We start from the raw sequence: 26,805 nt of genomic DNA on the forward strand, positions 1-26,805 counted from the left end.
CCCTTAATCCATAACTCAGCCACACCCCCTGTGGCTGCACATCTCATCTGTTCACCCTTAGGTGAGCAATGCTTACTGCCCTGCAAAACCATCCTATCATAAACGACACAATCATGTTGTATAAACACCCAGCTATCCCGTGGCAAAAACCATGCAGGTTAAGATCTGGAGACAGGTTAGACCAGGCAATAAGCCGTCCCTGTCATATCCCTTCATCTCACGGTACGGCCCTACATTTTAAACAGAACAATGAAGACAACGGCATTGAGAAGTGAACAGCCCCCACAGATTATGTTTAAAGGCTAAGCAGAGAGGAGTCAGGCGCGTAAATCATATTGCAGATATACCGTGACCAGCCATCATGCCCCGAACATCACCCTGCTTAACAAAAGCCTAATAGAACCGCTATCAAAAAAGCATCTATACCCATACCATCAACAACGTACACGTCTACCCATAAAGAATGAAAAACTCAAAAAGATGGGTGCTAAAGTGTGCTCAGCTTCCTGTGCCTTCATACAGATATCTCCTGAGGAACCCAAGAGAGTGTATCGATCTAGACCAATAAACGGTGGGGATACCGCCGCTAGGTTCAACCCACCCCATAGAGTGGTAAACGCTATCTAATCTACCCATGGTATACACAGAGATCGCTGATTAAGGCCCCTAGATTGATCTTTTCTAAGGGGCCTTAATCCATATCAATCAGGGGGTGCTAGGCGATGCAGGAGGGGGTGCAGGAGGGGGTGCCCCAATTTTATCTAAAAACTCCGGCAATGATCCGCTCTTTTCCAGATGTTCTGCAAGAGCACGGCTGGAATCAAAATCTGAGATCGAGATACCCAGGTCAGACAAAGCCTGCTGCATATGATCAGGCATTTCATTGAGATCTCTATCCAGCATCATCTCCTGTTTAAACAACTTTTCCATGAGCTCAGGCGGGATCGGCTGGTCATGTTCACGCCCCTTCAAGAAAAACTGTTCAGGATCCATATTGTGCTGTTTTAACAACTCCATTAAGGCTTCATGGCTTGGGGCCATTTGTGACATCATGCCATCCAACAACTTGGGGTCCATCCCTTGCTCTGACAGAGCCTGAATCAACTGATCCGGGGTTGGCATGCCCTCAGTACCCTCCAGTTTTTTATGTAGCGCATCCATATCCACACCTTGCTGCTGCAAGTAGCTCATCATATGCGCCTGAGACATACCAATTGCCATCAGCAGTTTGGGCATCTGCTCAGGGGTAATACGCCCTTCATGCAGATCTTGAAAAAGATCCGGCGTAGGTAGTGTTTGCTGTAGAGCTGTAATTTGCGCTTGATCCAACCCACCCTTGGCCAAAGCCTCCAGTACTTCCGGTGGTGGCGGTGCTAACATACCCGGACTGACGGCCATGTCCATACCCTGCGGCCTATCAGTCGGAGGGGGGGGCCCCTTAAAGGTCATGTTAAACTGCTGCTGCAACTGTGCCTTCAACTTATCGGCATCCAACCCTTGGGCCTGCAGGGCTTGAGTCACATTTTCAGGGTTCTCTCCACCATTTTGTTGAAGGTAGCGTTCAAATTTTTCTACATCAACACCTTGGTTCTGTAGGGCTTGCCGCATGGCCTCTCGCATAGCTTGAGGAAGGACTGGCATGCCTTCTTTTCCTTTTTGCCATGGTGCAGCAGGTGCCGTTTTTTGCGTCACAGGTAATTTATGCAGTGAACGTAAGCGCCGTGGTGTCATACGGGGTTGGCTCACAGCATCGGGCACCCATCCATTTTGCCCAGGTTCAACCCGTAAGATCCCTGCTTCATTTTCGATCTCAACAGCCCCTTGCACCACCGATACAGTTAATGCTTTTTCCACCTCGGCTAAATACTCCGTACCACGTATACCAATCACAGCCACTGGCGTTTCCATACGGTAACGAGCATGCTCTATTTTACCAATATGGCCACTGATGGTACGTAACAGACCTTTTTTAAACTTAAAAAAAGCTTTGCGCTTGGGGTCACCGGGTTTCTCATACCGGTACGCTTCAATCTCAAACGTGGTATCGCTATAAAGTGCTGTTGTCGCCCCATCCCGAAAGCGAATTTGCACGGTTGCTCCAGAACCTGTCTCAATTTGGTCACCATCACGCAAGGGCTCACCACGTTTTAGGGTACGTGTTTGACCTTGTCCATCCGTGGCGGTTGCTTTACCCACCATAAAGAGAACACGACCAGCCTGAACCGCAGCTTGGGATGAGAGAGGAGTGAACAAAACAAATACCATTGCACAGAGCAATGATGTAATCAGAAATCTTTTTTGCATGGTTTCCTTACCTTACATAAGGGGGGGGGGGGGACGGTGGCATCCTGCCATAGCCCATAAGTATGCCTGAAAAGGCAGGACAGAGGAATGTAAAGAAATGTCATGCTAATCTAACAAAAACAACAGTTTTGCATGTTTATGACTGGCGCACATTATGCACATTCATTCCTAATCCTAACTGGATATGAAATGAAATGCGTCCATGTTGATCAGACATAAAACCTTAACTAGCTGTGGTAACAGAGGTATATTCTTACATCTGTTATGTGCCATATGTTGTGCCTGCTTTTTGGCAGGGCATGCCTTGGCCGCCAAAACGGCAGAAAAGACCCCCTTACAGACCTTCCATAAACTTGCTGCGCTCGAAGAGAAGCTGGCCGGGCAACCCAGTTATGATTATCTATTGGGTATTTCAGCCATTCGTGCGGGGCAAAATGCACATGCCATTATGGCTTTGGAACGTGTGGTACTCACCACACCTGACCACGCTGAAGCCAAACTTGCTTTAGCCAGTGCCTATATGAACAGCGGCGATCTTGACCGTTTAAAAGAGATGCTCTCAGCCATAGATCCCAGCCTGCTCTCCCCCACAGCGCGGAGTACCTGGGAGCAACTCATGCAGCAATTGACACTGCTTACCGCGCTAAAGAATCAAAAAAACCATGTAAAATCATGGCGGGGCACGCTTCGTCTGAGCGGCGGATATGACGACAACATCACCGGTGGTGTGGAAGAGGAGATCCTTACCCCTCTGTGGTGGCTGGCTGAAAAAGATAAACAACCGTTACGCCAGCATGAAGATCTCTTCTCTCAAGTACGGGGCACCCTACAGTACCGACACACGCTTGGCTCAGGCTTTACGGCCATGGCCAATGGCAGCGTGGATCTCTCCTTCCCTACTGGAGAGCCCCAGGAACGTCAGGCACGGCTTAAAATGGGGGGGGCATTAAGCTGGCGCAAAGGTATGGACCGCCTGGTCACCAACCTCTCCTGGCGCAGCACTTATCAGCATGAAGAGAAACCCTACTACCAACCTTCGGCCTTGCTACAGTGGCAACATGTGTGGAATCGCCAACGTCTGAGCGCCCTATTTGGACAGTTTACCGCGACCCTTTACCCCTATGACCACACACAGGATAGCTACCAGTGGTTGGCAGGGGGCCAGCACCGCGAAAGCCTTAGCTGGCCCAAACCAAAGAGCCGCTTGAGCGTTGGGGGACATGTCGGAATTTTACGGCCCAAGTCTGTCAGCCAAATTGGTAGCCGTCATCATATGGCTGGCCTTTCACTCTCCGGTGAAATACCTGTAAAAAAAGATCTCTGGCTGTTTGTGCGCCATAGCCTGGAACGCCGCAACTATGAAGCCGACAGCAGTGGTGATGTCCGACATGACACCCGTATGGATGTCAGTGGCGGTTTGCTGTGGCGCTTAGATAAAAGTCGTGACGTTACCCTGCGTCTGGATAGAAACCGCAACCGTTCAACCGAAAACACAGAGAATACCACCCGCCATGTCTTGGGTCTCTCCATGCAGTGGCGGTTTTAAAAGGAGCAGGTGATGAAAACCACCTCAACCTATTGGAACACACTGGCCCAGAGCAACCAACACCTGTGGCAGGAGATTCCCGGTAGCCAGGGGCACTTACGCCAACTCACGGTGGCAGAAGATCCCATAACGGGGGATTATACCCGCTTAACCTGGTTCAAAGCTGGCTATGAGACCAGCTTGTACGGGTGTAAAAGCCATGCTTACCCCGAAGAGATCTTTATCATTGCTGGGCGCCTTTATGACCACGCCTTTGATCAATGGTTAGAGACTGGCCATTACGCCAGCCGGCCACCTGGGGAAAAACATGGGCCATTTAAAGCAGAAGGAGATGTCTTGGTATTGGAGATCTCCTTCCCCAGCCAAGCCATATCAGAATAAGCCGACATCCCCTTGCCTCTTCCATTTTAGCTGGTCATAAACCTGACGAATTCCAGTGTGATCGGATCATCATGGATCTTACCCACCCGACATAAATCCCTTTAGCCCGTGGCATTTTGTATGCTCAAAATCTGCCTAAATTTCTGTTAAGGGGGGTCCCATCGACCACATCCTCTTAAAAAAACCGTAACCACACATAGATATGGGCCACAGCTACGCTGAAAACCATAAAGGGAAGACCGATTAACAGGAACTTACCAAAGCTAATCGGGGTTCCTGACCGCTCTGCCATGCCCGCCACCATCACGTTGGCGGCGGCACCAATCAGTGATCCATTGCCGCCGAGGCAAGCCCCCAACGCCAATGACCACCAGATAGGTTTAATCACCTCTGCGCCACCGATAGAGCTCTCCATCGACTCCACCAGTGGTATCATGGTGGCCACAAAAGGAATGTTATCAATAGCAGCTGACACACCGGCAGAGAGCCAAAGTGTGGTTAAGGCCGTGTTCATGGGGTCTCCCCCGGTCAAGGCCATCAACTTATCGGCTAACAACGCCAAAAGCCCACTATGTTCCACGCCATAAACAACAATAAAGAGCCCCATGAAGAAGAAAATAGCATTTCACTCGACCTCTTCCAGGGCAACCCGAACCTGTTCAGCCTGGCCGCGATGGTCCTGACCAATACTGATAATAAACAGCAACAACGCCGCCCCAAACATGGCTGTGGTACCGGGTCGGATATGGTAGTGCTCACCCATAATAAACCCCAAAATCACCAACAACAGCACCCCTAAGGATTGCTTCATCAAGGGCACATCAACAATGGAGCTGCGTTCATCAAAGTTCATCACCCGTTGCCGTAGTTCTGGGGAGCTTTGTAAATGGCGCCCCCAAATAAAATGGCCCATGATCAAAAACAGCAGCAGAATGACAAAAGCAACTGGCCCCAGATTCATGAGAAAGTCATTAAAACTGTACCCCGTCGCCGAGCCAATAAGGATATTGGGAGGATCACCTATCAAGGTGGCCGTTCCACCTACATTAGAGGCGATAATTTGGGTAAAAAGAAAAGGATAAGGGCTAACCTTAAGCTTATCTGCAATGAGTAAAGCGACCGGCACCACCAGCAGTACCGTGGTTAAGTTATCTAAAAAGGCCGAAAAAACAGCCGTAACGGCAGAGAGCATAAGTAGAATGCCACCTGGGTGGGCATGAACTTTTTTAGCCGACCAAATGGCCACAAACTCAAAAACCCCCGTGCGCCGCGTAATGGAGACAATGATCATCATACCGGTCAACAGAGCAATGGTATTAAAATCAATACCCTGAAAGGCCTGATCCTGGTTAATCACCCCAGAGACAATCATCACCCCTGCTCCCAGCAGGGCGACCACAGTACGATGAAATTTTTCACTCAACAGCACAGCATAGGTCAGGGCTAAAATAAGGGCGGAGAGATAAAACGGATCCAAGCCAAAGATCACCGTATTGTGTACGGCTTGGTCTGTCGCACTCATCATGCACCTCCCTGAGCATCCATGCCCCCCTTCTCAACCCGGTCACTCCAGGCCTCTTCATCCCGCAGGATTGCAAGAATGGTAAAAAAAGAGATTGCCCCCAACAGTTTACGGGTCTCTTTTTCCACCACAGGCACCACAAACTGGCTACCAGACAACGTTTTATAGACTTCAACCAGGGCTGTATCGGGATAGACCACATCGGCATGACAATCCATGATCTCACCAATGGTGGTTTGGCCAAGATCCTCTAACCGTTCTAAAAGCTCTTCACGGGATTCCCGCAAATAACTCATACGGTCCAACCCACGCACCATGGTCAGGTGCTTGGGCAACAGATGGTGCATGATCCGATCGCCACTAATGAGCCCGGCAAAACACTCATGCCGATCCACCACGGGTACCAGCCCCATATGTTTTTCCATCATGAAATCGATTGCGGTAAGGGTCAGATCATCCACATAGAGCTTGCTGCGTATGGGACGCATAATCGAGCCGCAGTCCATAAATGCCTCCTTAATGGGTGGCTTTTATGCCTTACGTTTCCCGGGCCCATTCGTGGCCCCGGTCCGGGAGACTACGGTGGGGGAAAGATCTCCAGGGTTGGGCCTAAGACCCATCGGATATCTCGTGCTTATCATACCATAAATCACCACACGTAAGGTTTGCTATTTCCCCCCTTCAACCCCTGCAAACCAGTGTGTGCCATAAACCAAAAACAGTGGGGTATAACCCAAGCTCTATTGGGCAACCCTTACTCTACGCACACATAACCTGGTAACCTTTCATCCATAGACTTCACTTAGATAAATCGACCTTCACTACCGAACCAAGTCTCGAGAGATTCAAAGAGGGGGCAGAGATGACATCTCCCTTCTAACCCTAGCCTGGGCCTCTCTTTGACGATACGAGCACGCGCTTTTTATAATGCGGGTATCTTTGAAGTTATTTTTTACGCTTGATGGAAGAAAGTCAGGAGCCCTCTGTGCCAACACCCTTTAATGTACGTTCCCTGTTATCCCATATCGGTGCATTGCTGTTAACCACACTGGTTGTACAGGGGTGTGGATCCATGCCCGCCAAACATGTAGAACATGAGCAACAGGCGCTTTATCAGGCAAAGACCCAAGCCCGCCTCATGCAGGCCAAACGCATGAAAGCACCCCCCCGCCCTTCTGCATCCATGCACGCCATAGCGTCACCACTAAAGCGTACAGACAACAGCCAAGAACAGTATGAGAGCACCCCCACCAACCCCATTAAGCAGGTGGTGAACGATCCGGTTTCAACCTTTAGTGTGGATGTTGACAGCGCCTCTTATACCAATATCCGGCGCATGCTTAGACGAGGGCAACAGGTTCCAGCCCAAGCGGTAAGGGTTGAAGAGATCGTTAACTATTTTTCATACAACGACCCTGTACCCCAGAGCCCTGAAATTCCACTGGCTATTCAGGCGCAGAGCATGCCAACCCCATGGAACCCCCATACCCGCCTCATGCGTATTGGTATTCAAGGTTACGAATTACCGATTGCAGATCGTCCCACTGCTAACTTGGTTTTTTTGTTGGATATTTCTGGCTCTATGGGGGCACAAAACAAGTTGGAGCTGGTTAAAAAATCCTTCCGCTACCTTGTTCAACACCTGCGCACGGAAGATCGTGTCTCTATTGTCACCTACTCGGATGAGACAAGCATTGCCCTGCCCCCAACAGCCGGTCATAAGCGTACCGAAATTATGCAGGTGGTCAATCAGCTCCAGGCGGACGGATCAACCAATGGCAGTGCCGGTTTACGCATGGCGTACGATCTGGCCCGAGAGCACTTTAAAGCCGATCAACTCAACCGTATTCTACTGGCCACAGACGGTGACTTTAACTTTGGCCAGACCAACCATGAAACCCTGGAACAACAGGTGGCACGGGAACGTAAAAGCGGCATTTATCTCTCTGTATTGGGCTATGGTGAGGGAAACTTGAACGATGCTCTTATGCAGAAACTTGCCCAGGCCGGTAACGGTATTGCCTACTATGTAGACTCACTCCTCGAGGCCAATAAGATCTTCTCACAACAGCTTTTCAGCACGCTGTTCCCCATTGCCAACGATGTAAAAATTCAGGTGGAGTTCAACCCGGCCCATGTGGCGGAATACCGTTTAATTGGCTATGAAACCCGCATGCTTAAACGGGAGGATTTTACCAATGATCAAGTTGATGCTGGTGAAATTGGCAGTGGCCACTCTGTGACGGCGCTCTATGAATACGCGCCGATTGGCCAAAGTTTTCAGCACGTTTATCCCCTTCGCTATGCCACGCAAAAAACCGCTAAAACCCGTAAGGCACAGGCAACCCCCCAAGAAGTTCGACATGAAACCGCCTTTATCCGCGTACGTTATAAACGCCCCGGACACACGGAAAGTCAGGAGCTGACACGCGCCGTAACCATGCAAGATCACCACACTACGGTGGAAGGAGCGCCAGAAGATCTTCGCTTTGCGGCAGCCGTCGCGGGTTTTGCCCAACGCCTAAAAGATAGCCCACATCTAAAAAACTATGACTATGCGCCCATCACCAAGCTGCTGCGTCATGCCCGGGGGGCGGACCCCTTTGGTTACCGTTCAGAGCTGTTGCAACTGATCCCTCTGGCCAACAAATAATCCATCATGCTTCATCTACCCTTAAGCCCCCCTCTTTTTTCCGTATGAAGGGGGGAGCTTGGGGGCTTAATGAAGCCTAAAGAGACGCAACATCTCTAGCACTTGGCTTGCATAGCCGGTTATGCCCCCCCAAAAAAAAACGATTAATCTTTATTGCCCTAAAACAGAGACAAAATCGCTTGAGAAAAAGCTTCCACACCTAACCGACCCTTCACCTATGGAAATGGCACGTGAACAGAGGTGACGTTAGGGAGGGGACAGACCTGTATGACGGAATTGGCCACAAGGCCTACACCCCAAGCTGGCCACCCCCTAAAAAAACCGAACCGTATTAGGTTACCGAGGGGGTTTACCACCCATGTACGCCCAAGATCAGCCATTTTTCAGGGCGTATGACAAAAAAAAAGAGGGAGCAGATGCTCCCTCAAGCCGTACGGTCAAGAGTCTATGAAGAGAGATGCACATCCACCCCGTGACTGAATACAGGTGGGTATGCGTTGCAGCACGGAAAAACGCTGCATGTACACGGTCCGGATGGCTGTACGGACCATGCATCTGGCGCATTCAGCTACGCCATATGCTTAAAGACTACAGACCATCACGCTCCATCTTAATGGCCCCACAAGGACACTCGGCCGCACACAGGCCGCACCCTTTACAGTAGTCATACTTGAACTCAAAGCGCTTACCCGGCCCCAATTTGGTAATGGCATTGTCCGGGCAGCAGCCATAACAGTTGTCGCACTCAAAGCAGTTACCGCAACTCATACAACGGCGTGCTTCAAACAGTGCATTGGACTCGTCCAAATTGCCCAACACCTCTTCAAACCCTGACTGACGACGAATAGGATCTAAGATCGGTTGAATGGTTTTAGGGGCATCCGCGTAGTACCAGCTGTTCATCATGGTGTGGTCTACCACCTCATGCTTGGCTGGGGCTTCAAAAACAGCACCGTTTAACCAGGCATCGATAGAACGGGCTGCTTTTTTTCCCTGACCAATGGCACTGGTCATATTGCGCGGAGAAGGCACCATATCACCCCCGGCAAAAATACCCTCTTCACCGGTCATCATCTGGCTACTTACCTGAACGGTATCTCGCACAATCTGGATCTTATCCATCCCCTCCAAACAGCAGTCGGTATCCACCAGCTGCCCCACAGCCAGGATAATGGTATCCCCCTGCAGATCTTCCGTCTGACCTGTGGGGAATGGCTCACTAGAGGTGGTGACCATCTTCTCCAGTTTAAACGCACCATCCTTAATGCTTATCACGGTACGATCTGGGTGAATAAGAACCCCCTCCTCCCGCGCCTCTTTAACCTCAAACTTATGGGCGGGAAGACGCTCTTCCGACTCCCGAGCGATCACATGGACCTCAGCAGCCCCCATCCGTATCGCAGAACGGGCAACATCCATGGCCACGTTTCCACCGCCATAGACGATAACACGCTGCCCAAGGTTGGGTTTTTCACCTTGTTGTATGGCCCTCAACACATCGATGGCATTAAAGGCATCCACCGATCCATCTTGATGTACATCCAACTCACGGGGGCGCTGGGCACCAATAGCCATAAAGACAGCATCGGCACCATATTGTGTTTTTGCCGCATGAAGATCATCCACACGCACACCCATATGAAAGGTTACCCCCATCTCTTTGATGCGCGCGATATCCCCATCCAACGCCTTAAGCGGTAGACGGTAGCGTGGGATACCGTAGCGCATCATGCCACCGGGCTCTTCATTGGCGTCAACAACCACCGCCTTATGGCCCAAGCGGGTGAGGTGGTAGGCCGCAGACAACCCACCAGGTCCAGCACCAACAATCAAGATCGTTTTACCGCTGGCGGGTGCATCAACCTCCACCGTCCAGCCGTTATCCAGGGCTAGATCCCCTAAAAAACGTTCCACAGCATGAATACCAACCGCTTCATCCACATGGGCTCGATTACATGCCACTTCACAAGTGTGGTAACAGGCACGCCCCATAACGGCAGGCAGTGGGTTGTTCTTCATGATCTCCTGCCATGCCAGGTGGTAGTTGCCTTCCTCTGCATGGAACAGCCACTGCTGAATATTCTCCCCAGCTGGGCACGTATGATTACAAGGGGGCAAACGGTCCAAATACACCGGACGCTCGGTGCGCCAGGATCCTGTGTGATTGACCAAACTGGAGCCCACGTCCAGGGTAATAGCAAACGGCTTATTCATGAGCGGGCCTCCGGTTTTTTCAGCAATCCGTAGCGCTCAATGTTCTCATCGGCAATGGCTTGAATCGCCGCCACACGACGCTGATTATCTTCTGTTTTCTTAAGCAGATGGGCAAAACGCTTCTGCAATTTCATATACTCGGTCACAGGTACCTGTTCACGAATCGGCACCCGACCGGTTACTTTGCCGTACTCCGCCTCAAACAGCGGAAAGAGCCCACATTTAATGGCCATTCGGGCTACATTAATGGTCTGTGCAGGCTCAGACCCCCAACCCAACGGGCATGGCACCAGAATATGGATATATTTGGCCCCACGAATGCTCATGGCCTTTTCGATCTTGGTCTCCAGATCATGCAGGGCCGCCACATTGGCTGTTGCGACATAGGGAATACGGTGGGCCATGGCAATTTCTGGTAAAAACTTACCCATACCAAATTCACTACCTGGCTCTTTACCCAACACTGGTGTCGTTGCGGTCCGTGCGGCAGGTGGTGTGGCGCTGGAGCGCTGCACACCGGTGTTCATATAGGCCTCATTGTCATAGCAGATGTAGAGCACATCATCATTACGCTCAAACATGCCAGAGAGAGGACCAAAACCGATGTCGGTCGTACCCCCATCCCCTCCTTGGGCAATCACCCTTACTTCAGACTTCCCTTTAACCTTCATGGCCGCTTGTACACCTGTGGCCACGGCCGCAGCATTACCAAACAGCGAGTGCAACCAAGGGATCTGCCAACTTGTTTCGGGATAAGGGGTGGTAAACACCTCTAAACACCCGGTGGCATTCACCGCCATCAGTTGGTTTTTAGAAGCCCGCATGGCGGCATCAATGGCATAGCGCGCACCCAGTGCCTCACCACACCCCTGGCAGGCTCGGTGACCACAGGTTAACGCATTACTACGGTCCATACTGGCCTGTACCGAACGGTCCTTTTGGTTAACCAGACGGTTACCCACGGTGTAGGTGCCTTTTTGATAAAACTTTACCTTCTGTTGCTGTACTGACATATCACACCCCCTCAGACCTGATTATCCGAACGGCCAGCGACTTCGCGCAGCACGTTCTCAGCAATGGGACCCGAGAGACGGCGCTGACGCTCCCGCTCCAGTTCGTGGTTGACCACATCCCAGTTCAGATCCAGGTACTCAATATTTTCAGATGCACCGTCAATGATCTTGTCAAACATTTTACGTAGTGAAACCATGGTGATATCCCGACCACCCAGACCCGCAATAACCGTGGTCACTTCAGGGCTGGTCTCTACCGTGGCAGAGCGTAGGTTGGTAGAGATGACCCCCCCCCGTCCGGCTGAGAGATTCTTCTCAACAGCAATCACACGCTTGGCATTTTTTAATGCCTCACCAATGGCCTGTTTGGGGAAAGGACGGAAGGTACGTAGGGAGAGCGAACCGATGGAAATGCCTTCCGCACGCATCTGGTCAATAACCTCTTTAATGGTACCGTTCACCGAACCCATCGCCACCACGACGGTCTCCACATTTTCACTGTGGTAAGGTCCGATCAACCCACCGGAATTCCGCCCAAAGCGGGCTTTAAATTCACGGCTGATCTCTGGAATAAGCTCCAGTGCCTGTAGCTGCTTGTGGTGGGCTAAATAACGCACTTCGGCATAGGCTTCTGGCCCCACCATGGCCCCAATGGAAACCGGATTAGCGGGATCAAGAACCTGACGCGGCTCATAAGGGGGCAAAAAAGCATCGACCTGCTCTTGCAACGGCAAATCAACCCGCTCATAAGCGTGGGTAAGGATAAAACCATCCATACAAACCATGACCGGTAAGGATAAAGTCTCGGCAATTTTAAAGGCCTGGATATGCAGATCCACGGCCTCCTGGTTATCTTCAGCAAAGATCTGGATCCAACCGGAATCCCGCATGGACATGGAGTCAGAGTGGTCATTCCAGATATTGATGGGTGCACCCAAAGCGCGGTTACCCAAAGTCATGACAATTGGCAACCCCAAACCTGAGGCGTTGTACACAGCCTCAGCCATATACAGCAGACCCTGACTGGCGGTCGCAGTATAGCTGCGGGCACCGGCGGCTGAAGCCCCAATGGCCACCGACATGGCACTGAACTCGGACTCTGCATTAACATATTCGCAGTTCTCAATCTCACCTGAACGAACCAGTTGGCTCAACCCTTCTACAATGTGGGTTTGGGGGGAGATGGGATAAGCACAAATAACTTCGGGACGGCACAACCCCACGGCTTCGGCTACCGCATGGGAGCCTTCGATCTGTTTCAGCATCTGTTTGCTCCTTCTCTCTAGTAGCCAATTTGGGTATTGGCAAAGGCTGCCTCTACCGCTTTGAGGTTACCCGCCGCAATTTTGGGGGGAAATTTATCCTCCACAGCAGAGATTAAGGAGCTTTTATCAAAGGCCCCTGAAACAGCCGAAAGCCCCGCCAGCAAAGCAGCATTGGGGACAGGCCGACCAATATGCTCCAGGGCAATTTCAGTAGCCGCCACGCGGGCTACCTTTTTAGGGTCCAGAGATTGGATCAATTCCGTAATTTGCAGCTCCTCAAAGCTACGGGCGGTATTGATCAGCAGATAGCCATCTTTTTTCAGCCCAGCAAAGACAGGCACGGTCTGTAAGAGCGTGGGATCCTGAATTAAGATCGCGTCAGGTTCATTAATGGGTTCCCGCAGGCGAATGGTGCGCGTATCAATACGGCAGTAAGAAATTACCGGCGCACCCATGCGCTCGGAGCCAAAACTAGGAAAAGCTTGAGCATGTTTACCTTCTTGGAACGCGGCAACTGACAGCAGCTCCGCACCGGTAACCACACCCTGTCCTCCTCTTCCGTGAATACGGATCTGGAACATGGGCACCTCTTCTTCTCTTTGTTTATCGGCCCGCTACCCCTAGTTGACCGATAGATTGGGAATGGCATCTCCAAGACCCCCTGGAGACATCCATGGCGACTGTTTACCGGGTATCGGTAAAAGCCGTCGGTGATGCGGTTCATGGCACCCGCATCGAAACGATCCGATGGGAGGGATCACCCCCCATGGATCAGGTATTTATTTGAATTTTATTGGAGATTTTACAAACAAGAGAAACCAGCTTTATGCCTTATTCCCAAATTTCAGGAAATAAGGCTCCGCCTAAGCTTCCAGGACGGATGCTTAAGTGGTGGCGATCATAAGCCTGCTGCGCTCCCCCGAGTCAGCAACAGATTTGGTTTTCCCCCTCTGTTTTGTAAGGCTCCCCTACTCCTCTTGATTCTGCTGCTGAATCTGCGCCTCAACCACCGCCAGCGCACTAATATTGACAATACCCCGAGAGGTCACCGATGGAATGGTGATATGGGCCGGTTTGGCCGTACCCAACAGAATGGGCCCCAGGGGTACCGCATCCCCCACCGTACTCAAGCTGGCAAAAACGGCATTGGCGGCATCCCGGTTGGGCATAATCAACAGGTTTGCAGGCTCTTTAAAACGGGCATTGGGGAAAATACGCTGACGGATGGACGGATCCAATGCAGCATTGGTGCGCATTTCACCTTCGACATCCAGCTCTGGATTTTTTTCTAAAATAATATCCAAGGCTTGGCGCATTTTAACGGCTGAAGGATCCTCAGAACTGCCAAAGTTAGAGTGAGAGATCAAAGCCACCTTGGGTTTAATGCCAAAGCGCTGCACCACACTGGCAGAACGCAGGGTTATATCTGCCACGGCCTCTGCGGGAGGATCCTGGTACACATGGGTATCAGCAATAAACAGAATACCCTTGTTGGTGATCAGACCTGAGAGTGCTGAAAAATCATCCGCATCCTGGGCAAAACCCAGAACATCCCTCACATGGTGGGCATATTTGGTATAACCGCTACTCCCCCCACAGACCATGGCATCCGCTTCACCACGGGCAACCATAATACTGGCGATCACAGTCTGGCTGGTCCGTACCCGGCGCCTTGCCTCTTTAATGGTGACCCCACAGCGCTGTAAACGTGCATAGTAGAACTGCCAGTACTCATCAAACCGAGGATCATCTTGGGGGTCACAGACCGGAACATCCTCATGCAGCTTAAAGCGCAAACCAATGTTATCCATGCGTTTTTGAATAACATCAGGCCGCCCAACTAAAATGGGTTTGGCCATACCGTCATCCAACAACACCTGTACCGCACGCAGCACACGGCCATCTTCCCCTTCCGCAAAGACCAAACGCTTGGGGTCCTTGCGCGCCCGTTCCACAATGGGGCGCATTAACATGCCTGAGCGGAAGACAAAACTGGTGAGTTTTTCACGGTAGGCATCAAAATCCTCAATGGGTCGCGTTGCCACACCGCTCTCCATGGCCGCACGGGCCACAGCAGGGGCAATTTCCACAATCAATCGAGGATCAAAAGGTTTGGGAATGAGATATTCTGGCCCAAAGGTTAGGGATTCCCCAGCATACGCATCGGCCACCTCTTCGGAGGATTCCGCCTGAGCCAGATTGGCAATGGCCTCCACACAGGCCACCTTCATGGCCTCATTGATGGCTGTGGCCCCAACATCCAACGCACCGCGGAAGATGTACGGAAAACAGAGCACATTGTTGACCTGGTTGGGATAATCCGTCCGCCCCGTTGCGATGATGGCGTCAGGACGTACCGCTTTGGCCTGCTCCGGTAAGATCTCAGGATCTGGGTTGGCCAAAGCCAGAATCATAGGATCCTTGGCCATCTGCTTGACCATCTCTGGTGTTAACACCCCTGGCCCTGACAGCCCCAGAAAAATATCGGCCTGGGGAATGGCCTGCGCCAACGTGCGCAGCTCAGTTGTTGCGGCATACCCCATTTTTTCTGGCTGGTTTGCCAAGTCATCGCGCTCTGTGTGGACCACTCCGGTGCGATCGATCAGCAGAATATTCTCTTTTTTCAGGCCCATATCACACAGCAGGTTTAAGCATGCAATACCAGCAGCACCCCCACCTGTAGAGACCATTTTTACATCGGCAATCTCCTTACCAACTAACCGCAAGCCATTTCGGATGGCTGAGGCTGCGATAATGGCGGTGCCGTGTTGATCGTCATGAAAAACCGGAATCCCCATGCGCTTTTTCAGGTCCCCTTCCACCACAAAACACTCTGGGGCCTTAATATCTTCGAGATTAATACCACCAAAGGTTGGCTCTAGTGAGGCGATAATCTCCACCAGCTTATGGGGGTCACTCTCATCGACTTCGATATCAAAAACATCAATACCTGCAAATTTTTTAAAGAGTACCGCTTTGCCTTCCATCACCGGTTTGGAGGCCAACGGTCCAATATTGCCCAACCCTAATACGGCTGAACCGTTAGAGATCACCGCAACCAGATTACCCCGCGCAGTATATTTGGCTGCAGCCAGCGGATTGTGCTCAATCTCCGTACAGGGCACAGCCACCCCAGGTGAATAAGCCAAGGCTAAATCCCGTTGGTTCGCCATGGGCTTGGTTGCATTGACCGCTAACTTACCGGGGGAGGGAAATTCATGATAGTCCAGCGCCATCTTGTCAAAATCAGAACTCATCGTATGCTTTCCTTTTACTAAGCATCACAGAGACAGCCTACGCCTACCAACGACACGCGTTGGGCATGCAAAGGAGGTCTCAAGGTTTATGTACATATTTGGGGCGCAACCGAAAAATAGATCGGCTGCGCCCCAAAACGTGGAGATCTCCACCCAGACATAGCCTGGTTAGAGACCTCCCGGGGAGGCTTTCAGTACTCAGAGGCGTTGCACCTCTTAATTGTAACCATTCAGATGATCGATATACTCTGGCAGCCACAAAGAGATCTGTGGAATGTAGGTCACCAGAATCAGGAAGAAGAGCAGCAGTCCCAACCAAGGTAGAGCCGCTTTGATCACCCAGGTGATGGGTTTACCGGTAATACCCGCCGTCACAAATAGATTGAGACCTACCGGCGGCGTGATCATACCAATTTCCATATTCACCACCATCACGATCCCCAAGTGAATGGGATCAATACCCAGCTGTACAGCAATGGGGAACAGAATGGGGGCCATGATCAAAATGATCGCAGAAGGCTCCATAAAGTTACCGGCAGCCAACAGCAGAATATTCACCACAATCAGGAAGCCCCAAGCTGGCAGTCCCCAATTAACAATGGTCTCTGCAATTACGTGGGGAATGCGCTCCGTGGTCAGCACATGGGCGAACAACATGGCGTTGGCAATGATGAACAGCAACATAATGCTCACCTTAGCCGCTTCTAACACCACCCCACGGACCTCTTCATCGCGGAACAACCTGGGGAACATCAACGTAATGTTCCAGCTGTTACGCCATAACATGGCACCGGCTGTTTCACCAGAGTGGTGCCAGGGTATGGTCTTTAAGGGGCCCATATCCCGGTAACCCACGGTGGCTACCAACAAGGCATAGATGGCCGATACCGCAGCAGCCTCAGTTGGGCTGGCAATACCGCCATAGATCGAGCCTAAAACAATAACGATGAGCATGATGCCGCCCATGGCGGACATGCAGGCTTTACCGATCTCACTAAACCCAGCCCAAGGTTGCGCAGGCAAACCTTTGATACGGGCGGTGATGTAGATGGCTACCATTAACAGAAGGCCCATACCAAGCCCGGGGATAAAACCCGCCATAAACATACGGGCTGCGGACTCTTCCGTCGCTGCAGCATACACCAACATAACGATAGAAGGTGGGATCAAGATCCCCAATGTACCTGCGTTGGCAATAACACCCGCCGCATAGGCTTTGGGGTAGCCAGCTTTAACCATACCGGCAATAACGATGGTACCAATGGCAGCCACCGTAGCCGGTGATGAACCAGACACCGCAGCGAACAGCATACAGGCCAGTACCGAAGCCATGGCCAAACCACCGCGAATGTGCCCCACAATGGCGATGGCAAAACGGATTAAACGCTTCGCCACACCACCGGTTGAGAGAAACGCCGACGATAAGATAAAGAAGGGAATCGCCAAAAGCGTATAGTGTTCACTGGTTGCCTCAAACAGCTTAAGCGCAATGGAGGCCAGGGAATCGCTGGAGAACATCATAATGGTCATGATACTGGACAGGCCAAGCGCAATGGCGATAGGCACACCAATAAACATAAACACGAACAAAAGGATAAACAGCGCCGCGATGGTCATGACTTCACCTCCGGGTCTTTACCCTTTTTGTCGTCATTAAGATGGTAGATCTCCTCCTCAATCTCATCAACTTTGATGGGGTCCAGACCCAGGTCGTGTTCCAGAACCTCTTTAGCCTCATCGGCAAAGTGGAAGCTGTCAGCCTTACCCGTCCACAGGTTGATACCCAACTGTAGAAAACGGAAAACCAGCAGAACAAACCCCACCACAATCGGAGCATGGGCAAACCACAGGGGTACCAGCGGATCTTCAACATCCAGCTTCAGGAACTCCTGCATATTCACAGATAACATCTCCACCAAGCCAATGGCCAAGCGGGTGTCCTCCATGGTAATACCAATTTTGTACATCTTAGCCAGATAGATCCAGCCGCCGTACAGGAACAGGGCGCAGTAGAACAGGCAGAGCGCCAACGCCACCAGGGAGACGATACGACGAACCTCAGGCTTGAGAATTCGCACAACCGCATCCACACCAATGTGGGCACCTACCTTAATCCCGTAAGAGGCGCCAAAAAGGACAAACCATGCTGATACATGCAGGGTGACCTCCTGGGCCCACTCCAGGCCTGTGTTAAATACAAAACGCAGTACCACTTCCAAAAAGACCAAAAAGGTCATTGAAATCAGTAGAAGGGCCAGTGCGTTCTCTTCCAGCCTTGCCATAAAGCGTGCGATCATGGAAAGCCTCTCCTTTTTCCAATCCGCGCCATCCCACATGGATGTAGCGTCTGCGGGGTGATTGAAGGAGAGTAAGCGAGGGCGGTACTGCGTTTACAATACCGCCCCCCGTATACTCGACCTTCCCCCAGGAAGGTGGGGTGTTGCAGCCCTTTGGATAAGCTGCAGAGATCACCCCGTAGAAACGAACGCCTGATTACATGTTGGAAGCAACCGCTGCATCCAGGTTCTTCTTACCAATCTGCTTTTCAAACTTTTTCCAAACCGGCTTCATTGCAGCAACCCACAGGGCACGCTCAGCATCGGTAAGGGTCAATACTTTACTGCGCTTGGATACAACGATCTTCTCACGATCATTGGTAGCCTTGGCCGCAGAAGCAGCGTTACCAATGTCAATCGCTTCAGTCAGCGCACTTTTAACCTGGGCCTTGATATCTTTAGGCAGATCCATCCAGAACTCAGCTGAGGTCACAACCATATAGTCCAACAGACCGTGGTTGGATTCGGTGATGTAGTCCTGCACCTCAAAGAACTTCTTAGAGTAGATGTTTGACCAGCTATTTTCCTGACCATCAATGGCGTTGGTCTGGAGCAGGGTGAAGACCTCAGAGAAGGGCTTCTTCAATGGTGTTGCTTTAACGGCATGGAACTGAGCCGACAGTACGTCTGAAGACATGATGCGGAATTTCAGACCGTGGGCGTCGGTTGGTACCTTCAAAGGCTGACTGGCCGAGAGCTGCTTTAGACCATTGTGGAGGTAACCAAGACCGACCAAACCTTTTTTCTTCATGGACTGAAGAAGCTTTTGACCTTCAGGACCTTTTTGAAAACGATCCACAGCCGCCATGTCTTTAAACAAGAAAGGCAGGTCAAAGATCTGCAGCTTCTTGGTGAATTTCTTAAACTTGGACAGTGCAGGTGCAGCCATGTGCACATCACCCAACAACATGGCCTCTAGAACTTTGTTATCTCCATACAGCTGGGAGTTCGGATAAACCTCCACAACCACTTTACCGTTCAAGCGCTTCTCCACCAGCTCCTTGAACTTAATTGCCATAATCCCTTTGGGGGTGTTTTCAGCAACCACGTGGCTGAACTTAATCACGATGGGCTTGGCCTCAGCAACAGCCATACCGCCAGCCAGAATGCAGGTTGTTAATGCTGCAGCAAAAAGAGTCTTACGCATGGTTTTCATCTCCAGTGTCACGATTGTCAGTGCATCCCTTAACTTCCACACTTTTCGATGTGTGGTTGGGAACAGGGAACGTTTCTTCTACCCTCTCTACGGCAATCGTCGGGCCACTTTTAGATGATTCACGATTTTTTTCGAAAACCATAGGCTTTACAGCAAGATATATTCGTTATTCCGCGTTGCTCTATTGGAACGCTGTGTGCGGATTCTCGCACAACTGGTTCTGAGTATGCGGCGGATTTCCGCTATATAACAACCAAATTTTGTTGATGGCAAGGTCATTTTTTACATTAGCAGTGTGCATGTTATAGATACATAAAATCAATAGTTTACGCTTTTGCAATGCAAAACTTCATTTGGCATTGCACAATATTTTGCGCAGCAAAAACAACGATTCATCCGAGAAAAAACACCCATTAAAAAGGGGTTAGCCACCATTATCACTTTTATGAATAGTAGAGACACTGGGCGGTTTTTTGAATTTATCCTTACAAACATACGACTTAGTACAGTATTTGATGCGTAGATAAAAGCAGACAATTGGTCATGAAGAATTCATTAAAAAAATAATGCGGCTGTGTTGGTTTTCGATAAAAAAAGCGCGAACAGACCCATTAGAATGGCCACCCCCTAGACCAGAATGCGTATCGGGCGTGTGCTTGCAGGGCTCAACCTTAGGATGATCAAGCTTCTTGCGGAGCTGCTAACAAAGTGCCTGGGCATACCACGAGGCATGCCCTGTTAGAAAACGATTGGGTCTCTTAAGCGGCTTCTAAAGAATAGCCTGAGCATGCTGCATGGCACTCATCTTAAGTAGCTTCTAAAGAATATGCTGCGCGGCACACCCTTAATCGATCCTGATCAGGTCTCTTGAGGGGCTTCTAAAGAGTAGGCTGGGTACTACCGTACGGTACGCTAAGTGATCATGATCAGGTCGCTTGAGAGGCTTCTAAAGTGTCCACTGGCCATGCTGTGCGGTATGCCCCGTAATAGAAGGGGCGTACCTAACCAGCCCAAGTCACCACACTTTGGCCAGGGGAATAGGCTCTTGAGAGAGAGACCGTCGAGAAACGGCTGGGGAACAGATATGCGATCCAACCAAGCCCCCTTTTAACAAGCGTGCGTGCGCTCTCTTAAACAGAGCACACGTGGGGGCGCACGGTTAGGGTAAGCGACTTTAGATCTGGTCGGGCAGGTGCTTCATGCCCGACCAGATCACACAGGAGGCAGGCCGGGACAGAGAGAGCCGTTTTAAACAAAGTTAGCCCGGTCCAAGCTATATTTACGCATTTTATCGTAAAGCGTCTTGCGGGGAACTTGCAAACCATCCAACGTAGCCTTGATATCTCCTTTGTGACGGGAGAGCTCTTGGGCAATCATGGTTTTTTCAAACAGCGCGACCTGTTGCGGTAAAGAAAGCCCATCCGCCCCCATACAAGGGGCACCTGCTTCATCCCCCTGTTGATCTTCATAGCCTGTTTCACCAAACAGCACATAGCGCTCGGCACAGTTGGCCAACTCCCGCACATTACCGGGCCAGCTATGGCTCATCAGTTTGGTCATATGCTCTGGTGCTGGCAAGGAGACATCTCGCTGATAGCGCGCGGCGGTCTGCAACAAAAAGTGTTCGAACAGCAGGGGTAGATCCTCCCGCCGCTCTCGTAAGGGCGGAATGGTAAGCATGGCGACATTTAACCGGTAATAGAGATCTTCACGAAACTCTTTCCTGTCCGCAGCCTCTCGCAAATCAACTTTAGTCGCGGCTACAATACGAATGTTCAAAGCAACTGGGGTGTTGGAGCCTAGCCGTTCTAGCGTACGCTCTTGTAGAACACGCAAAATTTTCACCTGAAAACTCAGGGGCATGCTCTCAATTTCGTCCAAAAAAAGTGTCCCATCATTGGCATGTTCTAACTTGCCCACCCGCTTATTGGTCGCCCCGGTAAAGGCTCCAGCCTCATGCCCAAACAGCTCATTTTCAATCATGCTTTCAGGAATGGCCCCACAGTTGACCGCCACAAACGGTCCGTCCCGGCGCAAGGAGTGCTCATGAATGGTACGGGCAACCACCTCTTTACCACTGCCGGTCTCCCCCAACACCAAAACATCAACATCTGTTTCAGCAATACTACGAATCTTTTTGCGTAACCCCTGCATATTCGTAGCGCGGCCTATCAAACGGCTACCTGGGGCATTTTGAGCCGCCAAAGCACGTTTTAGCGTGTGCAGCTCACGCTCCAGGCGAGATTTTTCCGCCGCCCGGGTGGTAACCTCCACCAAGTGTTCACTGCTAAAGGGTTTTTCAATAAAATCAAAAGCGCCATCGCGCATCGCTTGCACCGCGACAGAAACATCACCATGTCCCGTAATCAAAATAACCGGCAAATCAGCATGGGCGGCTAAGGCTTGGTTCATAAAGGTCAAGCCATCCATACCCGCCATACGGATATCACTGATCACGGCGGCATAGCTGCGTTTATCTAACTGAGCCAGCGCGGGCTCTGCAGCTTCAAAGCTCTCAACCTCAAAACCGGCTAACTCCAAAGCCTGCGTGGCAGCCAGCCGTATGTGACGGTCATCATCTATAAGCATTACCGGCATATCTTCAGACATGGTCTTCATCCTGACTCTTTTTTAAACGGGGCAGCTCCAAGGTAAAGAGTGCGCCACCTTGCGCAGCGTTCTCCCCCCGTAAAACCCCTTTAAACTGACGAACAATCCCATAGCTGATGGAAAGCCCCAGCCCCATCCCCTTCCCCACAGGTTTGGTGGTGAAAAAAGGATCAAAAAGCTGATCCAAGGCCTCCGCTTCTATGCCAGGCCCATTATCTCGTACCGCAAAGTGTAAATGGTTGGCGGAGACCCACATCGAAAGCCAAAGCTTCGCCCCATCCTGCCCCTTTACCACATCTCGTCCATTTTTTAACAGATTCAAAAAAACCTGCTGCAACATAATGTCATCCGCCAACACTTGATAGCTATCGGCATTCTCAGGAAAATTCACGGTAATATCAATTCCCCAAACTTTACCTGCGGACTCCAGCAAACCCAGAGCCTCCTGCGCTGCAATGGCGGGGGATGTGGCCTTTAAGGTTTCAGGAGATTTTCGTGAAAAAACCTTCAGATGATTAACAATTCGCCCCATGGTTTCTGTTAATTCCGCAATCAAAACCAGATTATCCTGCACCTTCTCTGGCCGGCCACGCTGCATAAAGGCTTGCGCATTATCCGCATAGGCCCGGATAGCCGTTAGGGGTTGATTGATCTCATGGGTAATACCTGCGGCCATTTGCCCCACAGCAGCCAACTTCCCAGCTTGAACAAGGTCACTTTGAGCCTGCTTCAGCTCCTCTTCAGCTTTTTTTCGCTCTCTTACTTCAACACTCAACTGTTCATTACTCTGCTGTAAAGCAGCGGTACGTCGCTCAACGCGAATCTCAAGTTCATCATGCGCCTGTTTAAGCGCCAATTGGGTTTTGCGCTCTAGCGCCATGCGTGCCATATGGGCTGCACGACGCTGCTGCATGACATACACCAATAAAAACAGCAGCCCCACCGTGTAGGTCACAATCATGGTATTGGCAAAAGCATGGCGACTGGCTGGTGCCAGATCTACAAGGGTATGCATATCCCACCCTGTTCCTGGCAAGGGTAGCGAATAGAGCAAAAACCTCTTTCCCTGACCAGAAAAGGCACGACTGGTATTCAGGTTGGGTTCAATCCCCTGCTTAAAGGTCAATAACCGGGAAAAAGCATCCCGTTTTTCCTCATGCACAATGGGTAAGGGCTGTAGGGGTATTCCGGCAAAACGTCGACTTTTTTGAATGGCTTGGCGTTTTTCTAAACTTAATGTACCTAATGTATGGTAACGCCAGTTTGGGTGTGCCGCCAAAAAGACCACCCCATCCCGATCTGTCACCATAATATTGGCCTGGGCATCGTACCAACTCTGCTCCAGATCATCCAAACTGACCTTAACGGTCACAGCCCCCAAGAACATACCCAGAGCATCATCATCTCCCCCAGCACCCAGGGGGGTACTATGAATAGGGTGAGCAAAGTAGTATCCCCGCTTACGCGAGACCACACCCAAAGCAAAATAGCGCCCTAACTTGCCCTCTCGTGCGGCTTTAAAGTAGGGTCTGAAACTGAAATCCTTACCCACAAAAGAGCGCTCTGTACGCCAGTTACTGGCCGCCAGGGTGACCCCATGGCGATCCATTAAATAGACATCGCTGCCCCCAATGATGCTATTTAATCGTTCCAAATGGGCATTAAGAATATTCGGGGCTAACTTGTTCACCCGTAGCTGCTGTTTAAAAACTGTATCCACAGCCAGGAGTTCAGGGAGTAGTTCATAGCGGGATAAAAAACCCTGTAAATTCTGTGCTCGTAGCTCAAGATCTTGATGCGCCGCGTCAATTTGCTGCTGTAAGTGACCATTCCAGGTTGCCTGCCATGTCACCACATCGGCCACCGCGAGTGTTAAGAGCAACACCCCAAAAAATGCCATTCGTGACAGTTGTGCTTGCAAAGCTACCCCCCTACCGCACCACATTTTTAGCCCTTCTCAAAAGAGACCATTTAACGCTACGCCCTTACCTCCTAAAGATCCAGCATCCTTCCATCTAAGCGCTAGAAAATCCAACTCCTCACTGTTACAATAAGTGAGCGTTTGTGAGAATCTTACAACCTCTGACAAATGTGCCTCCCTGTAATGGGGGCAAGCTGGTTGCTTAAGCACGAGCATCTGCTCTCGCCGAATAGGGTAAGATGAACCATATACCAGGGGCATTCCCAGAACCGCCTCTTATTAGAAGTAATTACATTTTAATTACTTATGCATGATATTTTTTGTTTATCCTCCGCTCCTACATGATTATACTGAACCTGCTACGTATGAACATGTAGCAACCAAGCCCTACCATAAAAGCTAAACCTATATATTTAAGTGTTATTCTTTTTTTCAGACCGATTTTCTCATTTTTCCCCTGAAATTGAGTGATCTTCATCACAATAATAACAATGAGAATGCTTTTCAGGAACAATAACCACCTCGTCATTGTCCCATAAGGGAGCCACACAGCAACGAGGCCAAGGGTGCATGAATAGGTTATTAAGACCAACCATGCATGTGTGTTAACCAGGGAAGATACTATGAAAAATCTGAAAATTGGCACCAAGCTTTTTATCGGCTTTGGATTGGTCATTGTTCTGGGCATTCTGGGCGGTATTTTTAGCCGACAAACCGCCAATGACTTAGCTGAAACCACCTCAAAACTCTACCGTCACCCCATGGCGGTCAGCGTCAGTATTCGTGATATTGAAACCAACTTGGTTGCTATTCATCGATCGATGAAAGATGTGGCCATGTCAAAATCCCTACCGCAAATGGAAAAAGCTGTTGCGAAAGCAGAGAGCTATGCCAGCGGTGTAGACGGTGCTTTCCAGATATTGGATGAGCGCTTTCTAGGGGATAAATCGGTCGTTAAAGAGGTTCGAGATCTCTTTGAAGCGTGGCAACCGATCCGTGAAAGAGTGGTGGCTGAAACCCGTATTCAGTTAACCAACGATGCCATTGGCATTACCCGCGGTGAAGGGGCCAAACATATTGCAGCAACCCGTAAAGCCATTGACGCCTTACGCACCTTTGCCGCAGGTAAGGCATCTGAGTTTCATAATAAAGCCATGAATAGCCAAGATGCCAATGCCATCATCTTGGTTGATAAGTTCTATAAACACCCTTACACCGTCAGTGACCGGGCCAACCGGATCAATGCCGGCATTATGGCCATAGCCCTGACCATGAAGGATATTGCCAGTGCTGCCGATGAAGCGACTGTAAAAAAGCTCACCAAAAAGGTTGCTAACCTGGAACGGAAAGTTCTCAGCCACTTTACGATGATCCATGAACGCTTTTTGGGTAATAAAAGCATGGTCAATAAGGCTGAAAAACTGTTTGTGGATTGGAAGCGTATTCGCGATAAAGTGATCGCTATGCGTACGGCTCAAGTACGGGCAGACCCAGGCCGTATTACCCGTGAAGTAGGTGGCCCCCACCTAGCTAAGCTGAATACTAAACTGAAAAAAATCCGCGACTTTGCTGATAAAAAAGGTAAAGGCTTTAATAAAAAAGCCAAAGAACAGGCTCAGGATGCTGAGTTGATGTTGTTAATCATCTTCTCTGCGATCACCTTAATCGCCATTGTTATTGCCTTGCTGATCACCCGTGCCATTGTACCACCACTTCAAGCTGCGGTTTCTTTGGCCAAGCAGGTTCGGGATGGAGATCTCACCGCAACTGTGGAGATTAATCAAAAGGATGAAGTGGGAGAACTGGTACGCGCCCTCCAGGCGATGATGGAGAAATTGCGTGAGGTCATTGGACAGGTTTCCGATGCCGCACAAAGTGTCTCATCTGGCAGCGCGGAACTGGCCGACTCGGCACAAGGGCTCTCACAGGGGGCGACAGAACAGGCCGCTTCTATTGAGGAAACCTCCGCGGCAATGGAGGAGATGGCTGCCAATATTCAACAGAACATGGAGAGCGCGGCCTCAACCCAACAGATCTCCCAAAAAGCGGCCAAAGATGGCGCACAAGGTGGCCGATCTGTGGATGACTCTGTGGATGCCATGAAGCAGATTGCAGAAAAAATTGGCATTATTGAAGAGATTGCCCGTCAAACCAACCTCTTGGCGCTCAATGCTGCTATTGAAGCAGCCCGTGCAGGGGAACATGGTAAAGGGTTTGCCGTGGTGGCGGCTGAAGTACGCAAGCTGGCAGAACGGAGCCAAATGGCCGCAGGTGAAATCAGCACGCTCTCAGCATCCAGTACAGAAGTGGCCGAACAAGCTGGCACCATTATCAACGCATTGGTTCCTGATATTAAACAGACGGCAGATCTTATTGAAGGTATTGCCGCATCCAGTGCGGAACAGAACCAAGGGGCATCTCAAGTCAACGGCGCCATACAACAGTTGGATCAAGTGATCCAGCAAAATGCTGGGGCTTCCGAGCAAATGGCTGCAACGGCAGAAGAGTTGAACAGTCAAGCTGATCGGCTTACCCAAGCCATCTCCTTCTTTCATATGAACAACCAAAGAGAAGGTTTTGCTCAACAAAGCTTAGAAGCCATGCCCCTAGCACTTACAGATCACTAA

General features: G+C 50.5%; 16 protein-coding genes and 1 pseudogene. 4 read left to right on the plus strand and 13 right to left on the minus strand.

The features are described 5' to 3' along the window. Positions 1-705 precede the first annotated feature (705 nt). On the minus strand, positions 706-2,253 hold the full coding sequence (locus V5T57_RS01040) for a FecR family protein (protein WP_332889291.1): 1,548 nt from the start codon (positions 2,251-2,253) through the stop codon (positions 706-708). Positions 2,254-2,608: 355 nt separating this feature from the next. On the opposite strand from V5T57_RS01040, the gene V5T57_RS01045 reads away from it, so the two are divergent. Further along, complete coding sequence (locus V5T57_RS01045; protein ID WP_332889292.1) at positions 2,609-3,850, plus strand: tetratricopeptide repeat protein; 1,242 nt, start codon at positions 2,609-2,611, stop codon at positions 3,848-3,850. 12 nt (positions 3,851-3,862) lie between these two features. Next, on the plus strand, positions 3,863-4,231 hold the full coding sequence (locus tag V5T57_RS01050) for a cupin domain-containing protein (protein ID WP_332889293.1): 369 nt from the start codon (positions 3,863-3,865) through the stop codon (positions 4,229-4,231). A gap of 175 nt (positions 4,232-4,406) precedes the next feature. Here the strand turns inward: V5T57_RS01050 and V5T57_RS01055 are convergent. Further along, positions 4,407-5,756 (minus strand): annotated as a pseudogene (locus tag V5T57_RS01055) (ArsB/NhaD family transporter). Further along, positions 5,753-6,259, minus strand: a complete 507-nt coding sequence (locus tag V5T57_RS01060; RefSeq protein ID WP_332889294.1) for a CBS domain-containing protein — start codon at positions 6,257-6,259, stop codon at positions 5,753-5,755. The pseudogene V5T57_RS01055 and the gene V5T57_RS01060 overlap by 4 nt, the downstream one beginning before the upstream one ends. A 479-nt stretch (positions 6,260-6,738) precedes the next feature. On the opposite strand from V5T57_RS01060, the gene V5T57_RS01065 reads away from it, so the two are divergent. Beyond that, a complete protein-coding gene (locus tag V5T57_RS01065; protein ID WP_332889295.1) occupies positions 6,739-8,406 on the plus strand; it encodes a vWA domain-containing protein in 1,668 nt (555 codons plus the stop codon). Between the two features lie 588 nt (positions 8,407-8,994). Here V5T57_RS01065 and V5T57_RS01070 read toward each other — a convergent pair. The 10 genes from V5T57_RS01070 to V5T57_RS01115 form a co-directional block, all read right to left on the minus strand. After that, positions 8,995-10,620, minus strand: coding sequence for an NAD(P)-binding protein (locus tag V5T57_RS01070; RefSeq protein ID WP_332889296.1), 1,626 nt, complete (start codon positions 10,618-10,620; stop codon positions 8,995-8,997). Continuing rightward, positions 10,617-11,633: a thiamine pyrophosphate-dependent enzyme gene (locus tag V5T57_RS01075; RefSeq protein ID WP_332889297.1), complete on the minus strand. Its 1,017-nt coding sequence runs from the start codon at positions 11,631-11,633 to the stop codon at positions 10,617-10,619. Before V5T57_RS01075 ends, V5T57_RS01070 begins: the two co-directional genes overlap by 4 nt. An 11-nt stretch (positions 11,634-11,644) precedes the next feature. Then, on the minus strand, positions 11,645-12,898 hold the full coding sequence (locus V5T57_RS01080) for a transketolase C-terminal domain-containing protein (RefSeq protein WP_332889298.1): 1,254 nt from the start codon (positions 12,896-12,898) through the stop codon (positions 11,645-11,647). 17 nt (positions 12,899-12,915) lie between these two features. Further along, a complete protein-coding gene (locus tag V5T57_RS01085) occupies positions 12,916-13,479 on the minus strand; it encodes a 2-oxoacid:acceptor oxidoreductase family protein (protein WP_332889299.1) in 564 nt (187 codons plus the stop codon). Positions 13,480-13,866: 387 nt separating this feature from the next. Continuing rightward, the gene (locus V5T57_RS01090; RefSeq protein ID WP_332889300.1) at positions 13,867-16,155 is read right to left on the minus strand and encodes an NADP-dependent malic enzyme; all 2,289 of its coding nucleotides are present in this window, start codon (positions 16,153-16,155) and stop codon (positions 13,867-13,869) included. Positions 16,156-16,371: 216 nt separating this feature from the next. After that, positions 16,372-17,772 (minus strand): TRAP transporter large permease, encoded by a 1,401-nt coding sequence (locus V5T57_RS01095; RefSeq protein WP_332889301.1) that lies wholly within the window; start codon positions 17,770-17,772, stop codon positions 16,372-16,374. Further along, positions 17,769-18,452 carry a TRAP transporter small permease gene (locus V5T57_RS01100; protein WP_332889302.1) on the minus strand — a complete coding sequence of 228 codons (684 nt, stop codon included), beginning with the start codon at positions 18,450-18,452 and terminating at the stop codon, positions 17,769-17,771. Before V5T57_RS01100 ends, V5T57_RS01095 begins: the two co-directional genes overlap by 4 nt. A gap of 196 nt (positions 18,453-18,648) precedes the next feature. Continuing rightward, on the minus strand, positions 18,649-19,638 hold the full coding sequence (locus V5T57_RS01105; protein ID WP_332889303.1) for a TRAP transporter substrate-binding protein: 990 nt from the start codon (positions 19,636-19,638) through the stop codon (positions 18,649-18,651). Positions 19,639-20,895: 1,257 nt separating this feature from the next. Further along, the gene (locus tag V5T57_RS01110; protein ID WP_332889304.1) at positions 20,896-22,257 is read right to left on the minus strand and encodes a sigma-54-dependent transcriptional regulator; all 1,362 of its coding nucleotides are present in this window, start codon (positions 22,255-22,257) and stop codon (positions 20,896-20,898) included. After that, entirely contained in the window at positions 22,250-24,178 is a 1,929-nt protein-coding gene (locus V5T57_RS01115) for a sensor histidine kinase (RefSeq protein WP_332889305.1), read from the minus strand. The genes V5T57_RS01110 and V5T57_RS01115 overlap by 8 nt, the downstream gene beginning before the upstream one ends. A 623-nt stretch (positions 24,179-24,801) precedes the next feature. On the opposite strand from V5T57_RS01115, the gene V5T57_RS01120 reads away from it, so the two are divergent. Then, positions 24,802-26,805: a HAMP domain-containing methyl-accepting chemotaxis protein gene (locus tag V5T57_RS01120; RefSeq protein WP_332889306.1), complete on the plus strand. Its 2,004-nt coding sequence runs from the start codon at positions 24,802-24,804 to the stop codon at positions 26,803-26,805.

The organism is Magnetococcus sp. PR-3, assembly GCF_036689865.1.
Classification (GTDB): Bacteria; Pseudomonadota; Magnetococcia; order Magnetococcales; family Magnetococcaceae; genus Magnetococcus.

Bases quoted from the DNA above. Each gene is read 5' to 3' on its own strand.
- V5T57_RS01050 (WP_332889293.1), top strand. From the start codon at position 3,863: ATGAAAACCACCTCAACCTATTGGAACACACTGGCCCAGAGCAACCAA.
- V5T57_RS01095 (WP_332889301.1), bottom strand. From the start codon at position 17,772: ATGACCATCGCGGCGCTGTTTATCCTTTTGTTCGTGTTTATGTTTATT.
- V5T57_RS01120 (WP_332889306.1), top strand. From the start codon at position 24,802: ATGAAAAATCTGAAAATTGGCACCAAGCTTTTTATCGGCTTTGGATTG.
- V5T57_RS01075 (WP_332889297.1), bottom strand. From the start codon at position 11,633: ATGTCAGTACAGCAACAGAAGGTAAAGTTTTATCAAAAAGGCACCTAC.
- V5T57_RS01100 (WP_332889302.1), bottom strand. From the start codon at position 18,452: ATGATCGCACGCTTTATGGCAAGGCTGGAAGAGAACGCACTGGCCCTT.
- V5T57_RS01085 (WP_332889299.1), bottom strand. From the start codon at position 13,479: ATGTTCCAGATCCGTATTCACGGAAGAGGAGGACAGGGTGTGGTTACC.
- V5T57_RS01070 (WP_332889296.1), bottom strand. From the start codon at position 10,620: ATGAATAAGCCGTTTGCTATTACCCTGGACGTGGGCTCCAGTTTGGTC.
- V5T57_RS01060 (WP_332889294.1), bottom strand. From the start codon at position 6,259: ATGGACTGCGGCTCGATTATGCGTCCCATACGCAGCAAGCTCTATGTG.
- V5T57_RS01105 (WP_332889303.1), bottom strand. From the start codon at position 19,638: ATGCGTAAGACTCTTTTTGCTGCAGCATTAACAACCTGCATTCTGGCT.
- V5T57_RS01080 (WP_332889298.1), bottom strand. From the start codon at position 12,898: ATGCTGAAACAGATCGAAGGCTCCCATGCGGTAGCCGAAGCCGTGGGG.
- V5T57_RS01090 (WP_332889300.1), bottom strand. From the start codon at position 16,155: ATGAGTTCTGATTTTGACAAGATGGCGCTGGACTATCATGAATTTCCC.
- V5T57_RS01110 (WP_332889304.1), bottom strand. From the start codon at position 22,257: ATGTCTGAAGATATGCCGGTAATGCTTATAGATGATGACCGTCACATA.